The 14,576-nt window shown below is 33.9% G+C and carries 14 protein-coding genes and 1 pseudogene; 6 read left to right on the top strand and 9 right to left on the bottom strand.

The window, feature by feature from the left end; genetic code table 11:
* Window positions 1-51: 51 nt before the first annotated feature.
* The 4 genes from ACYUDJ_RS06185 to ACYUDJ_RS06170 all read right to left on the bottom strand — a co-directional run bounded on the left by ACYUDJ_RS06185 (window position 52) and on the right by ACYUDJ_RS06170 (window position 3,766).
* Entirely contained in the window at window positions 52-849 is a 798-nt protein-coding gene (locus ACYUDJ_RS06185; protein ID WP_460289535.1) for a DUF6674 family protein, read from the bottom strand.
* Window positions 850-897: 48 nt separating this feature from the next.
* Window positions 898-1,602 (bottom strand): antirestriction protein ArdA, encoded by a 705-nt coding sequence (locus tag ACYUDJ_RS06180; protein ID WP_011988862.1) that lies wholly within the window; start codon window positions 1,600-1,602, stop codon window positions 898-900.
* The gene (locus ACYUDJ_RS06175; protein WP_011988863.1) at window positions 1,595-1,948 is read right to left on the bottom strand and encodes a DUF7768 domain-containing protein; all 354 of its coding nucleotides are present in this window, start codon (window positions 1,946-1,948) and stop codon (window positions 1,595-1,597) included. The genes ACYUDJ_RS06180 and ACYUDJ_RS06175 overlap by 8 nt, the downstream gene beginning before the upstream one ends.
* 300 nt (window positions 1,949-2,248) lie before the next feature.
* The gene (locus ACYUDJ_RS06170) at window positions 2,249-3,766 is read right to left on the bottom strand and encodes a ParB/RepB/Spo0J family partition protein (protein ID WP_009064745.1); all 1,518 of its coding nucleotides are present in this window, start codon (window positions 3,764-3,766) and stop codon (window positions 2,249-2,251) included.
* A 519-nt stretch (window positions 3,767-4,285) separates the two neighbouring features.
* Here ACYUDJ_RS06170 and ACYUDJ_RS06165 point away from each other — a divergent pair.
* Window positions 4,286-4,873, top strand: a complete 588-nt coding sequence (locus ACYUDJ_RS06165) for a GrpB family protein (protein ID WP_043031680.1) — start codon at window positions 4,286-4,288, stop codon at window positions 4,871-4,873.
* Window positions 4,874-4,953: 80 nt separating this feature from the next.
* On the opposite strand, the gene ACYUDJ_RS06160 is transcribed toward ACYUDJ_RS06165, so the two are convergent.
* From ACYUDJ_RS06160 to ACYUDJ_RS06150, 3 genes are all read right to left on the bottom strand, one after another.
* Window positions 4,954-5,331, bottom strand: coding sequence for a L,D-transpeptidase (locus ACYUDJ_RS06160; protein ID WP_043031682.1), 378 nt, complete (start codon window positions 5,329-5,331; stop codon window positions 4,954-4,956).
* A gap of 325 nt (window positions 5,332-5,656) precedes the next feature.
* The gene (locus tag ACYUDJ_RS06155) at window positions 5,657-6,001 is read right to left on the bottom strand and encodes a hypothetical protein (protein WP_043031684.1); all 345 of its coding nucleotides are present in this window, start codon (window positions 5,999-6,001) and stop codon (window positions 5,657-5,659) included.
* A gap of 235 nt (window positions 6,002-6,236) precedes the next feature.
* The gene (locus tag ACYUDJ_RS06150; RefSeq protein WP_003489128.1) at window positions 6,237-6,575 is read right to left on the bottom strand and encodes a YmaF family protein; all 339 of its coding nucleotides are present in this window, start codon (window positions 6,573-6,575) and stop codon (window positions 6,237-6,239) included.
* 210 nt (window positions 6,576-6,785) lie between these two features.
* On the opposite strand from ACYUDJ_RS06150, the gene ACYUDJ_RS06145 reads away from it, so the two are divergent.
* The gene (locus ACYUDJ_RS06145) at window positions 6,786-7,190 is read left to right on the top strand and encodes a hypothetical protein (RefSeq protein WP_003489130.1); all 405 of its coding nucleotides are present in this window, start codon (window positions 6,786-6,788) and stop codon (window positions 7,188-7,190) included.
* Between the two features lie 130 nt (window positions 7,191-7,320).
* On the opposite strand, the pseudogene ACYUDJ_RS06140 reads toward ACYUDJ_RS06145, so the two are convergent.
* Window positions 7,321-7,617 (bottom strand): annotated as a pseudogene (locus ACYUDJ_RS06140) (GNAT family N-acetyltransferase); the annotation flags it as partial.
* A 261-nt stretch (window positions 7,618-7,878) separates the two neighbouring features.
* Between ACYUDJ_RS06140 and ACYUDJ_RS06135 the strand changes: the two are divergent.
* The 3 genes from ACYUDJ_RS06135 to ACYUDJ_RS06125 all read left to right on the top strand — a co-directional run bounded on the left by ACYUDJ_RS06135 (window position 7,879) and on the right by ACYUDJ_RS06125 (window position 10,845).
* Window positions 7,879-8,736: a hypothetical protein gene (locus tag ACYUDJ_RS06135; RefSeq protein WP_043031686.1), complete on the top strand. Its 858-nt coding sequence runs from the start codon at window positions 7,879-7,881 to the stop codon at window positions 8,734-8,736.
* 89 nt (window positions 8,737-8,825) lie between these two features.
* Window positions 8,826-9,596, top strand: a complete 771-nt coding sequence (locus tag ACYUDJ_RS06130) for a hypothetical protein (RefSeq protein ID WP_042386329.1) — start codon at window positions 8,826-8,828, stop codon at window positions 9,594-9,596.
* 478 nt (window positions 9,597-10,074) lie between these two features.
* The gene (locus ACYUDJ_RS06125; RefSeq protein WP_042386331.1) at window positions 10,075-10,845 is read left to right on the top strand and encodes a hypothetical protein; all 771 of its coding nucleotides are present in this window, start codon (window positions 10,075-10,077) and stop codon (window positions 10,843-10,845) included.
* A gap of 277 nt (window positions 10,846-11,122) precedes the next feature.
* Here the strand turns inward: ACYUDJ_RS06125 and ACYUDJ_RS06120 are convergent, their stop codons facing one another.
* Window positions 11,123-12,148, bottom strand: coding sequence for an ornithine cyclodeaminase (locus ACYUDJ_RS06120; protein WP_003489141.1), 1,026 nt, complete (start codon window positions 12,146-12,148; stop codon window positions 11,123-11,125).
* A 658-nt stretch (window positions 12,149-12,806) separates the two neighbouring features.
* On the opposite strand from ACYUDJ_RS06120, the gene ACYUDJ_RS06115 reads away from it, so the two are divergent.
* Entirely contained in the window at window positions 12,807-14,414 is a 1,608-nt protein-coding gene (locus ACYUDJ_RS06115; protein WP_042386333.1) for a hypothetical protein, read from the top strand.
* The last annotated feature ends 162 nt before the right edge of the window (window positions 14,415-14,576 follow it).

Here is a 14,576-nt window from a genome sequence, read left to right as displayed (position 1 = left end):
ATGGCAATCGTATAGGCGGGAGGACTTCGGGCCAAGTTGGCCCGAAGTGTGTTACCTCTCTGCATTGACAGGGCGGGGGCGTTCTGTGGTGGGAGCGTCCTTTTGTGCCTGCGCGATTTTTTCATTGTGAGTAGCAAGAGCTTCCCGGATAGAGGGCTTTTTCTCTGCCGCCCGTTCTTCCAACCGTGCCAGCGTATTCAAAGATTTTTCTATATGGCTTTTTATACTGGAAAAATGGGAACGCTCCGCACGGAATGGAGCGGATATGACCGCCGCCAGCTTGCCGGGCTGTTTTACTTCCTGTGCCGCTTCTCTGCCAAGCATGACCCGACCCATGTTTTTCAAATGCCGCCCGGCTTGATGGTATTCGGTGCTGATGGCTTCGATTTTGGCAATAGCCTTATCGTCGTACTGAATATCCTTTGTGAGCATATCCCGCATGGCTTCTAAAGTGGGGCGCACCTTGAAGAACCGGGCTACGTTATCCAGCGCGGAAATGCCGGTTTCCTTAAAAGCGGTAACGGCGTTCTTACAACCGTCTATGACGCTTTGCTTTAGCTCCGCCAATTTATCCCGCAAGTCCAATACCTGCCCCTGCATAACAATGACCGCCTTTTGCAAAGCGGTCTTAACCGGGTGGTTCTGTTCCTGTGCTGTTCGGAGTTCCTGCCGCATGGCGGCAAGCTCCTTTACAGCGGCGTCAAGCTGTTTTTCCATTGCTCCGACATGATGCAGAACCGCAAGAAAATCCTTTGTGGACGGGGAAATGTTTTCCCGCAATATCGCCAAAAGCTCCTTAACGTGTTCATTTTCCAAAATCGGCTCGGCGGTAGTTTTCGTTTTTGCCATAGGCTTTAACCTCCTTTCACACTTCGGGCCAAGTTGGCCCGAAGTTGGTTATCGTTCCGCATTGGCGGGGTGGGGGCGCTCACGGGCGGCGGTGACGGTTTCGTTTATCATCTTCCCGTAGCTTTCCAGCGTTTTCTTGATGGATTTTTCCGGTTCGGGATAAGCAAAAATTCGGTATTCCTCCGGTAAATCGTCCCTGCCGCTGTAATACTCAGTGAAGCTGTCGCCTGTCCGTACCACATAGCCGCCATCGGTAAAACGCCCGTCGTCGTCCAAGTTCATATCCCGCCCATAGGCTTCATAATCAATATTGTTTTCCAAATGCTCCGGGATTTCCAGCGTACACATTTCCTCAACATAGTAGCGGCCTAAATCTTCCTCATTCTCAACCCCGGCGTAAAACTCAAAACAATCCAGATTTTGCGTAAGGTTAATTAGGGCGGGTACACTGTTGTACTCCCCGAAGTCCACGGCGGCAGAAAACTTTTCTAACTCCCATTCCTCCATATCGTCCAGCAGGGAAGCCAAGAAGTTCAACTCATCAATGCTTTCATATTCTCCTAAGCAGTCACGCAGACCGGGAATGTCGGTTTCATAATTAGTAATGAAAATTTCCTCATACCGCACACCGTCCACATGGATACGCTTCAAAAGAGCCTGCACTTCCTCGGTGGTGGCAGGGAGCTTTAAAGGCTCCCCGTCCAAATATCCCTCGTTATACCGTCCAAGATTGGTAACAAAGGCTTCAAGCATGGTCTTTTTCCTGCCCCTGTGTTTTCACGGTCAGAATCCCGTCCAGCGTGGTTGCCGTGATGTTCAGCCGCCCGGCAACGGCAATGTCGTTTTTCACGTCCTCGTCAATATCGCTTCCGCATACGACAAGTACATGGGCGCGGCGCAGGAGATCCCGGCTCATATCAATGCCGCTTTTATGTTCCTCCGGGATTGCGTCATTGAGAAAAAGCGGAAGATACAGGGTCGGGCAAACCGGGGAAAACCCGGCTTCATAGACTGCCCGGCAATACTGCGCCGCCTGTTTGGTATCCGTATCGTGATTGCCGCACCACGCGGCAGTAATGTATGCTAAAGGTCGTTTCATGATTTAAGCACCTCCGTTCTTGTTGCGCTGAATGTGTCAACCTATCCCCCCGCCCTTTCCACGCTTGGAAAGGGAGCAGCTCAAAGGAATATATATCCCCGTCGCTTGACTGCCTTAAAGCATAACCGGGAGAAATCCGTCAAGAGTGCGAAGCACCGCCTACGGCGGCAAGCTCTTGACCGATTTTCCCGGCTATGCTACCCAATAAGCGGCGACGGGGAATATATTTATCCTTAGAGCTTTGGGGCACGGGGCAAAGCCCCGCATATACCGACTTCGGGCCAACTTGACCCGAAGTGCTTATTTTTCCTGTTCGGCTTTCTTTTGAGGAGCCGAAACCTCTTTCAGCTTCGCCTTGTTTTCCTCCAGCAGTTTCATAATGGTATCCTTCATTTCGCGAGGTGTTTTCTCCTTGCCGAAATACTGGCTTAATTCCTGACTTGAAATAATCACTTTGTCTGCCTCCTTTTTTTCTTCTAACATGATTCCGTCAATCACATCGGGGTTTAACAACTTCTTTTGGTCAAGGTCACGCATACGCTGTGCCTGTGAGAGTGAGGGAGCCGACTGCTGGCCCTCAATGGCGATAGCGATATACCGCTGATTTTTGGGCTTGATGAACGCAAGCTCCACGGCGGGAGTGAACGCGATTTTCTTTTCGTCCACCATTTTTATAAGGTCGGGAACCAACTCATTGAGCTTAATATACCGCTGAACCTGCTTGACCGTCATTTTGTTGCGCTCTGCTACAACCTCATTGGAGCGTTGCCCGTTGCCGGTTCGCGCGCCCTGCCGCTTGATGGCTTCCAACTGCATTTGCAGGGCTTTGGCCCGTTCACTGGGCAGGATATTTTCACGCTGGTTGGTGTTGTCCTCTACCATCTGCGTGATGGCCTGTTCGTCCGTCATGTTGCGGATAATACAAGGCATATCCGCAAATCCGGCTAATTCGCTGGCCTTCTGGCGGCGGTGGCCTGATACGATTTCATAGCCGCCATCTTCACGGGGGCGCACAATGGCAGGCTGGGTAACGCCCTTGTCCTTAACGCTTTCCACCATAGCCGCCATTTCTTCATCATTACGAACCTGAAACGGGTGATCTTTGAAAGCGAAAAGCTCGGAAAGATTGAGATAAACAATCTGTTCCTGTTCGCCGGGGCGGGGTGCTTCCCTCGGTTCGGACGGCAGTTCCGGGGCAGGGGACGGCGTTTCCTGCTGTGCCTGTTCCGTAGCTTGCGGGGAATCAGAAGCCCCGCCGCCAATTTCTGCGGCTTGTTTCGGTTTATCCGGCTTTTCCGGTTTTACAGCCTTTGGGGCTTTTTCCTGTTTGGCAGGGCGAGTAGGCTTTTTGTCCGCTTTTTCAGTGGTTTTTTGTGAGCGAGATTTGGGCTTGCTGTTAGCCGTTTTCGGCTCGTTTTCCTTTCCCTTATCCATACCGGGTTTCTCTGGCTCTGCCTTTTTTTCGGTGTGTGCTGATTTTTCCATGTCCTTTTTTTCGGGGGCGGTCTGCTCCGCTTCCTTTACCGCCGCCTGTTTCCCGGAAACAATCTCATTGATTTTGTCAAAGGAAACCACCACATCACCGGGGGCGGGAATGTCAATGGGGGTAGGTACTTTCGGCCTGTCCTTATCAGATTCATGCAGGGCGGCTCCGTCCTCATGGGGAAGTGCCGCTGTTTCTTCGGCAGTCTTTTCCGGGGCAGGAGCTTTGCCGCCAATCTCCGGCATGGGTTTGGGAGTGCTTTTTTCTTCTGCTGCGGCTTCCTGTGCCGGGGCGGTTTTTACTTCGTCCGGTTTGTTTGGCTCATTTTTTGCCATGCGTTTTTCCTCCTTGTCTGTTTTATGGCATGAAAAAGGGGCTTGATTTTTTAGGTCAAGCCCCACAGGGATTTGTAATCCCCCCTTTCCACTTCGGGCCAAGTTGACCCGAAGTTCCGCTATCCAGATACAAAAATACCGCCTATCTTGTCCAATTAGGCGGTATCCTGTGTAATGTGATAGCTCATATTTTATTTTGGTATTCCCTTATCCCGCATAGAATAAGGGTTTTTGCAGTTTTCCTAATACGTTTGGCTCATATGAAATTACGGCGATATAATTACCAAAGTCAGGAATACGAATAATGTTCTTTGAAGATTGAATAATGTGGTGTTTTAAAATTATTATGTTTTTATTTACATATGAAAACATATAGAAAGCATGGTATAATTTTAATAATAATTAAGTCGTAGTTGTTGTGAAAAACTGTGAAATAAAGATTATTGATATAATTCGCAAACAAATAGTAATTTACAAAAAGATTATGTATATTTTATTTAATAAAAGGAGAATTGAATTGTGGGAAAAAGTTTATTAGAAATGTCACTTGAAGAGTTATGGACGTTGTTTCCAGTAATATTGAAAGAACATAATCCCATGTGGAAAGTTTGGTATGTGGAAGAAGAAAAGTTAATTATCAGTAGCATTGGAAATGATAATATAGAACGAATAAATCATATCGGAAGTACTTCTGTTAATGGATTGATTGCAAAGCCAGCAATAGATATATTGCTTGAAATAACAAAGGACTGTGATTTGAAGTTTTTAGTAAATGTGTTGGAGGAGAATGGATATATTTTTGAAAAGCAACCACAGAAACCAGCGCCACATATGATGTTTATGAAAGGTTATACAGAGAAGGGGTTTGCTGAAAAAGTATTTCATCTTCATGTAAGGTATTTAGATGATTGGAATGAATTGTATTTTAGAGATTATTTGCAATCACATACAGATATTTCTCAAAAGTATGGAAAATTAAAAATGAGTCTTAAGGATAAATATGAGCATAATAGAGATGGATATACTGAAGCAAAAATGGAGTTTATTAGAAAATATACTACTATTGCAAAAATAGAATTTAAGAATAAATACAGCCCAGCAAAATAAAAAATAAATATTTACCCTCATTTAACTATATTAATTTGTGTTAACTGAGGGTAGTGTCTAGTACCTATAAATGCATAAGATTATACTATTGTAACTGTTGTACCTATAGGAACAAGGTTACTTAACTCAATAACTTGATTATTAAACATTCTTATACATCCGTTAGAAACGCTTTTCCCAATTGAAGAAGGATTGTTTGTACCATGGATTCCATAGTCCCCATAAGGTATATTCAAGCCTAACCATCTTGCACCAAAAGGACCACCTGGGTTTATGGCACGATTAATTATTTTAAAAGTCCCTTTAGGTGTCGGGGTAGAGGGCTTTCCAACGGCAACTTTATAAGTTTTGTAAACATTATTGTCTCTAAATAAAGTAAGAGTGTGATCTTTCGTATTTATCACTATACGATAGATCGCTCTGTAAGATTGAGCATATGGGTATAAATAATAAAACATTGATTATATCTCCTAATATAGCTATATAAACAGGATATTCGTAGTTACATTATTTGTGAAAAAATTACGTAATAAATAGGAGTTACAAATTGAAAAAGATAGAAAAGGCTTTAATTGATTATATGCTAACAATTCAGTGAAGAAGAGGATAAGCATATTTAATGGATAAAAAACTATATACAAAATACAGAGGATAGATTATAGAGATATTTTATAGATACAAAAAAATAGTGAATATAGAAAATAGATACATCTACAATAATTTTATAAAAATTGTAGCAGCATCTATTTTCTTAATTATATAACATTATTTATATGCATATGTTTACCTATTCATCCACCATGGCCACATGAAAGGATGGAAAAAATGATGATGGATGTGATGGTGCATGTGGTGACGACGATGAGGATTGCGATCATGGTGAGCATGAGGAGAACGGGCTAATTCATAATCGTCAAATTCGTCATCATAATCATCATAATTATCATTATCATATTCTACATTTGTAGGCATAGCTTGAGGAGTACACATTAAAGGATCATACATCATTGGAGAAAAGCTCATGTATGGATAATTATAAGATTCATTATAAAAGTTTTCATCAAAGTTTTTATTAGGAGACTCAACATCCTCCTTATTTATACTTTCATTGCCATTTCTGTAATACATATATACCTCCATAAATTTTAATTACATTAATATGATATGAATGTATAAAAAAAAAGGTTACAAAATTGAAAAAGATTAAGTAGAGCAGAAATATACCAAAATACTTGGAGTTTTGATTCAAGTTTTTTTAAAAATAGGAGTTAGATAAATATAAATAAATAGATATAATAAAATATAATTATTATAAAGGCAACTTCATATGAAATCATATAAAGTTGCCTTATATTATACTAAATTAACATTCTTCAAATATAGGAGCTTCAATTAGTGTTGCAAAAATAAATCTATGCCTATGACCATCATTAAGAGTTGTAACACCAGATACAAAGTGCACGTGTCTACCATCGCCTACAGGTATTGCAGGACCAGTAATAACATCTATCATGTGAAAGTGATCGAAGAAGTCTGTATTTGTTCTTATATTGTGCACATGACTGTTACCTCTTTTTATAGCTTCACCACTAACACCAGCAAAACGATGATTGTGAACATCTTCTGGATCATCAACCTCAGCTAATCGAGTGCTACCTAAGAATTCATGAACATGAAATTGCCTTTCTTCACAGTAAGACATATACTCACCTCCTTATCTCGGAGTAGTATATAATATAATATGTAGATTGATTAATTATTGATACTATATTTTCATATTATTTAAGTTGAAATTAATAATTCATTACAATGAAGAGGTGAATGGTATTATTTTACTTATATGGGTTAAGTTCTTTGAATTATTTATCGATGATAATTATATACTAAATAATCATGTTAGAGAGGTGTAAAAATGAGTTGCAATATAAACAATGCTTGTAGTAGAAAACCTCATGATTCTTTTATAATGTCAAAACATCAAAGTAAGGAAAAAGATACAGAGGAATCACAAAAGAAGAAACAAGTTGTATCAGAAAGACAAGGAAATTATTATTGTACTTATATGGTAGATGAGGAAGGAAAGAAAGTTTTAATAAATAAAGTTCCTGTTGAGGAAGCGGAAGAACAAAATGGATTACTAAATTCAAATAAATCTGACGGCAAAAAATCCTGGAACTATAATTCAGCAAAAAACACTAATACAGATTTTGAGTATAAACAGCAAATGAATATGGAAGCCACATATAGAAAGAATCAACAAGAAATAATGAAGAATGTAGGTAGTACAAGCAATTCAAATAAATATTATGGTTATTAATAGCACATATTTTTTTCGTAATAACTGAAAAAATAAACAATTTATAAAACACTGTAAAGTTTAAGTTTAAATAATATGGTGTTTTTATGTTAAACTAACTTATTATATTTATATAGTAAGCTAGTTTTTGTTATTTAAATAGAGAAATCCAATATCTTTGTGTAATTCTTTTATCTTCTGAAACTTCATTTTCAAGAACACCGCCATTGTAGATAATAGTTTTTGCCGATGAAATATTTTCTTTGCTACAAGTAATTAGTACTTTTTCTATATTCATATCTTTGCATTTTTCTAAAGCTAAGTGTAGCATTTCTTTTGCATATCCTTTTCTTCCTTCAGATTTTCTTACACTATATCCAATGTGTCCACCAAATTGAAATAAATATTCATTTAGCTTATGACGGATATCGATCATACCAATTAATTTTAGAGTTCTAATAAAAACCTCCTCATGATTAAAAAATATTAATAATGTTTAATAACTTAATTGTATAGAGGTCCCTGTGGCATGTAAATAAGTTATAAACATAATTTATTTTAATACCTTTCTAAAAAGTAGAATCATATGGAGTAATATTAAATATGAGGAATAATATGTATTAAATTCATTAAGTTGTATAAAAAAATAACGAAAATAATGTCAAGAAGCTTAGTTATATTATAAAAAGATGAAATAGGGGGACTAAGAATGAAAAAAATAAATACATTCTTTATGAGTTTATGTTTTATATTATTTTTTAGCACTACTGTTGCAGCAGCAGGTACTGTATTAGATGAAGTAGAGCCAAATAATTCACCGGAACAAGCTCAGATGATGGAAAAGAATAATGTTAATCCAAGTGGCGTTGTTAAGGGAGATTATACCGGACAATTTGTTGCAGCAGGAAAAATTTCAGATAAATCAGATGAAGATTGGTATAAAGTGTTATTAAGTGAAAATAATAGTACTTTACTTACAGTTTATAGTGCACAACTTAATGATACTGGTATATTTGATATTTATGATGAAAATATGAATCGTATTAAGAGTATAAATCATCACCAAGACGTTATGGTGTTTGGAGAAAGTGCATATAAAGTTGTAATTCCTAAGACTGGCAATTATTATATTAAAGTAACTTCACCTTTACGCTCTGGAGAGTATAGATTTTCTATAGGTGGTCCAAATTACAAACGTGGAGATTATACTTACAAAGCTAAAAATTCTTGTACTTTAACTCCAAATAAAAAATCAGTACAAGCAACATATGATCTTAGTAGTATAAGTTCTATACCTAATGAAGCAATAGTTCACTATATTTCTATAAGTGGAAGAAAGGAAAATAGAGCTACTAGTGAATATAGAAGTATCAAGTTAGAAAGCGATCGTAACTGGACTTCTACAGCAATGTATAATTATTATGCAGATATTCCAGTTATAAGTAAGAAAATTCTTAAGAATAAATGGATGTTTAAACTTGAAGGAAATGTATCAAAGTATACTGAATATTATAGTTTAACACCTGAAATTACATTTAAATATATATATCCTGTATTACCTAAATAAGCATTAAAAAGGTTTAAGGTAATTAAAAAATATAACTAAGCTTTTTAACAATAAGTAAGGGGAATATTTACAAATAAAGGAGCGAAATAATGAGATTAAATAATTATATGAAAAATTATGCAGACCTGCTATTAAAATCAAATAGAAGTTTGTATTCTTCAGGATATAATAATTTAAATAATAAAAGGAATTCAAATATATATGCTGAAACTTCTGATTTTATAAAGAATGACATAGATTTTGATAGATCAAAAGAGTTTTTATCTAATAGAGAATTACTTTCAAGATTAAAAAGTATTAATGGAAAAGAAATTAAACCAGTAAAGGCTGTTGATAATGTTTTGAACTTTGAAAAGGGAGTATATAATAAAATGAAAACAAAGTCAGGAATAACAGCTATATTTACTGCTGGAGATGGAGGCAATGTATATATGCCTTATGATGATATTAAAGATAATTTTTCTTTATGTCCTTCAGATTCTGGGGAAGTAGCTAGAGCAGGAAGATTATTTACATATCTTGCAAGTGATAAAACAGGATATTGTGCTTATTCTTCATTTAGTAAAGAGGAGATAAAAGAAACATTAGGAAGTGTCGGTATTAAACCAGGATGGTTTGAAGTTAAAAGTGGAAGTTATTCAAATAAATTTTATATGTTAGATGATGGCGATATTTATCCAGAATATCAAATAGAAGCCGAAAGAAATGGAATTAATAAAAGTAATTGGTTTAAAGATGGATATACTAAAGATTCTAAATTTATTTTAGATGGTAAGGAGTATAAATTAGATGATGAAGGTCATTTGCATATACCAAAGGGGGAAGGGTGTGTCATGGAAAAACTAATAAGGATTAAATAGAGGTCCACTGGAAATGTAAAAAATATTAATATAATTTGTTTTTTGTTTAGTTATTATGATTTGTTTTAGACATGCTATTTCAGATAGAACTTATCATGTATTAGTATTTTAAAAAATTTATCCTGTAGAGTAATAACCTTAAAAAGTTTTCTCTATGGGTTTTTATTTTTATGATAACTTTAATGTAGACTAATATTTTCCTAAAAAGTAGAATGATATGGATTAATATTAAATATGAGGAATAATATGTACTAAATTCATTAAGTTGTATAAAAAATAACGAAAATAATGTCAAGAAGCTTAGTTATACTATAGATAATGTAAAGATATATTATAATTTAACACCTGAAATTTTATTTGAAAATATATATCCTATATTACCTAAATAAACATTAAAAAGGTTTAAAGTAATTAAAAAATATAACTAAGCTTTTTAACAATAGGTAATAAAAATACTTATAAATAAGGAAGTGAAAAAATGAGATTAAATAATTATATGAAAAATTATGCAGATCTGCTATTAAAATCAAATAGAAGTTTGTATTCTTCAGGATATAGTAATTTAAATAATAGAAGGAATTCAAATATATATGGAGAAACTTCTGATTTTATAAAGAATGACATAGATTTTGATAGAGCAAAAGAGTTTTTATCTAATAGAGAATTACTTTCAAGATTAAAAAGTATTAATGGAAAAGAAATTAAATCAGTAAAGGCTGTGGATAATGTTTTGAATTTTGAAAAGGGAGTATATAATAAAATGAAAACAAAGTCAGGAATAACAGCTATATTTACTGCTGGAGATGGAGGCAATGTATATATGCCCTATGATGATATTAAAGATAATTTTTCTTTATGTCCTTCAGATTCTGGGGAAGTAGCTAGAGCAGGAAGATTATTTACATATCTTGCAAGTGATAAAACAGGATATTGTGCTCAGTCTTCATTTAGTAAAGAGGAGATAAAAGAAACTTTGGAGAGTGTTGGTATTAAACCAGGATGGTTTGAAGTTAAAAGTGGAAATTATTCAAATAAATTCTATATGCAGGATGATGGAATCATATCAGGTGAGTATGATATCGAAGCCACAAGAAATGGAATCAATGATCGTGATTGGTTTGGAGATGGATATACTAAAGATTCTAAATTTATTTTAGATGGTAAGGAGTATAAATTGGATGATGAAGGTCATTTGCATATACCAAAGGGTGAAGGGTGTGTCATGGAAAAACTAATAAGAATTAAATAGAAGTCCACTGGCATATAAAAATATGCAAACAATTTGTTTTTAAATAATTGATATAGAAATTTTCAAGAGCTATAAAAAAGGTTATAAAAAAGAGTTTGTCTTAAAATAAATTATTATACAAAAATATTATAAAATAGTTCCCACTATATTATAAATTATTAAGTTTCTAAAAAAATGGGCTATAAACTAGAGAAGGGACTTCTCATATTGCATTTTTATGCATTGTGAGATAGCCCCTTTTAATTATGAAGTTATTGCTATAAATTTTCTTACTTTTTTATCTTAACATACTATATAAATCCTTAGGATTTTCTAATTTTGGTACAAGAATTTGTGGCTCTCCGATATTTTCTTCTTTAGCAATGTCATACATTAATCTTAACATTGAAAAATCTTCTAAAGCAAAACCTACTGAATCAAAAATAGTGATTTCACCAGGCTTTCTATCTATAGGCTTTCCAGTTTTAATTACATTACAAATTTCAGTTACTTTAAAGTCTTTGTCCATATGTTGAATTTCTCCCTCTATACGACTTTGAGGTTCAAATTCAACGTATACATCACCCATATGAAGAACTTCTGAATCTAATTCAGTTTTTCCAGGGCAATCTCCGCCAACGCCATTTATGTGCATACCTGGTTCAACCATATCTGGTGTAATAACTATAGCATTTCTCTTGTCTGCAGTAACAGTTGTTATAATGTCAACACCTTTACACGCTTCTTTTGTGCTGCTACATTTTATTAATTTAAGATTTTTTATATTTTTCAGATTGTCCATCAATTTGTCAGTAGCAGCTGGATCTACATCGTAGCAATAAATTTCGTCTATACCTAATATGTGATGAAAAGCAAGTGCTTGGAACTCACTTTGGCAACCATTTCCGATTAATGCCATTTTCTTTGAATCAGGTCTAGCTAAATACTTTGCACCCATTACTGAATTAGCTGCTGTACGAAGAGCTGTTGTTAATGTTAATTCGCTTAAAAGCAACGGAAATCCAGTTGATACTTCTGCTAAAAGACCGATACCCATTACTGTTAAATAGTTATGTTTAGGATTTTCAGGATGTCCATTTACATATTTAAATGAATATTTTTCTGAATCACCTATAGGCATTAATTCAAGAACGCCTATATCGGTGTGATGTGCTGTTCTTGGCATCTTTTGAAAATATTCCCAGCGTTTGTAATCATCCTCCATATATGGGATAAGACGTTCCATAACAGTTTCTGGACCAACAGATTTTAAATATTTCGCCATAGTAGGCAAATCAATATATTTTGTTTTTAATGTTTCCATATTTAGCACCCCGCATATAATTTTAATATTAACTATTCGGCCGAAGAATTATAAAAATATAAACAATGATAAACGTTTACAATATGAAATTTTATTGAAAAAGTCTATCAATTACTTACAACAACAATGTACCAAGATTTAGAACTTGTGTCAACATATATCAATCTTTTTTATTGAATTTGGTAGTTAACTAGATTAAAAGTAAGAAAAATAGAAAAAACATATTGTAATATGAAATATTTAGGCTATAAGAATAAATTTGGTAAAATACTCAACTTAACTAATAATTATGCATAAAAGTAATAATTATTCATTGAATTACTTGAAAAAACATGATATTTTTTTAACAATCTTTCTGTTGCTGCGGAGTGATATATCCTTTTACCTTAAATAAAAAAAATTCTTTACATTTTGTTTAAATAGTTACTTTTAGCACTTTAAATTTTGTGTGATTTAGTTTAATATGGAGTTCGAATATATTTTTATAAACTATTACAATAATAATTAAAATAATGAGTTAAGTTTAATTAAATAATTGGGAAAATAGTTTTTGATAAGGGAAATATTGGGATGAAAAATTATGCAAATAAAAGCCTTTTCAAAAAAATAAATTAGAAAAGTCTTATACATATTATTTAAAATTTTAGGAGGATTTTTTATGAGGAAAAAAATATGCTCGAGTTTCATAGTACTATCTTTAATTATTTCTATGGCACTAATTTATTTTTTAATGCCAGTTTTTTCAGTGAAATTTTATTCTTTTTATATTGTTTTTATAATAATTGCACTACTTTTAAGTATTAATGTAAGTTTAAAAAAAGGTAAGGAAAGTTCCAAAATATATGGTATTCCTGTTATATTAATAGGATTATTTATTATAATGTTTATAATTAGTTTACCTATATTTAGAGCTAGTAGTTATAAGAAATTATTACCAACGCCTAAATATGAGGAGTTTTCAAAGAATATAACTCCAATTGATATAAAGGAAATTCCAACAGTAAATCAAAAATATGCAGAATTATTGGCAGATAAAAAACTAGGGGAAGAAACTTCTTTAGGTAGTAAAGTGGAACTTGGTACTTTAACATTACAAAATGTGAATGGTAAGCTTTTTTATGTGGCGCCTTTAGTACATTCTGGTTTTATGAAATGGCTTTTAAATGATAGCACACCAGGATATATAACAGTATCTGCAACGGATGATAAGGATGTAAAGTTAGTAACAAAATTAAATGGTAAGGATATAAAAATAAAATATCAACCAAAGGGTTTTTTAAATGATGATTTAAAAAGACATATATACTTGAAAGGAACAATGAATAAAGGCATAACAGATTTAACTTTTGAATTAGATGATAAGGGAAATCCATATTATACAGCTACCATATATGAAAATAAGGTGGGAATGTCGGGGCAGAAAGCAGTAGGAACAGCCATAGTTAACCCAGAAACAGGAGAAGTTAAAAAATATACTGTGGAAAATACTCCTAAATGGGTAGATAGAATACAACCACAATCTTTTGTAGAGAATAATCTGAAAAAATGGGGGAAATACATTAAGGGATTCTTTAATTTTTCAGGACAAGACAAGTTAAAAACTACAGAAGGAACAGGGGTAATATATAATAATGGTAAATGTTATTATTACACAGGGTTAACTTCTGTAGGTAAGGATGAATCAAGCATAGGTTTTGCTTTAATAGATACAAGAACTCAACAGACAAGAATATTTAAAATAGCAGGAGCTACAGAAACAGCTTCTATGAAATCTGCAGAGGGTAAAGTGCAAAATTTAGGATATACATCTACTTTTCCTATATTAATAAATGTGGATAATATACCTACTTACTTTACAACTTTAAATGATAAAAATGATTTAACAAAAATGTTTGCTATGATTTCTGTAACAGACTACAATATCATAGGAACAGGAGAAAATATTACAGAATGTAAATCAAATTACATTAAAAACCTAGCAAGTAAAGGAAATTTAATAAATGTAGGTTCTACAGGAAAAGAAGAAAATGTAACAGATACTATAGAAAGAATAAATTCTTATGTGGTAGGAAATTCTACAATATACACATTTATATTAAAAGATCATAAAGATAAAATATTTAATGCTGGTGTATCTATATCTAATGAACTGCCTATAACTAAAGAAGGGGACAAAGTAAATATAAGATATGTAGATACAAAACAGGATACTATTAATATAACTAGCTTTGATAATATAGGGTTTAAACAGCAAAGTATTAAATAAAATATATTAGAAGTAATATGTGAAAAATAAATTTAAAAAGAGGATGTCTCAAAATAGCCTTAATTTTAATATAGTAAATATAAATAATACATGTAATAAACATATGAATGAGCTTTAGTAGTTCTTAATTTGACGGAATTTAAAATTTTTGTAATTACTCAC

The sequence above is a fragment of the Clostridium sp. CTA-6 genome (assembly GCF_054768115.1).
Note: the sequence above shows the minus strand (reverse complement) of the source record. Positions and strands in the feature narration are given on the sequence as shown.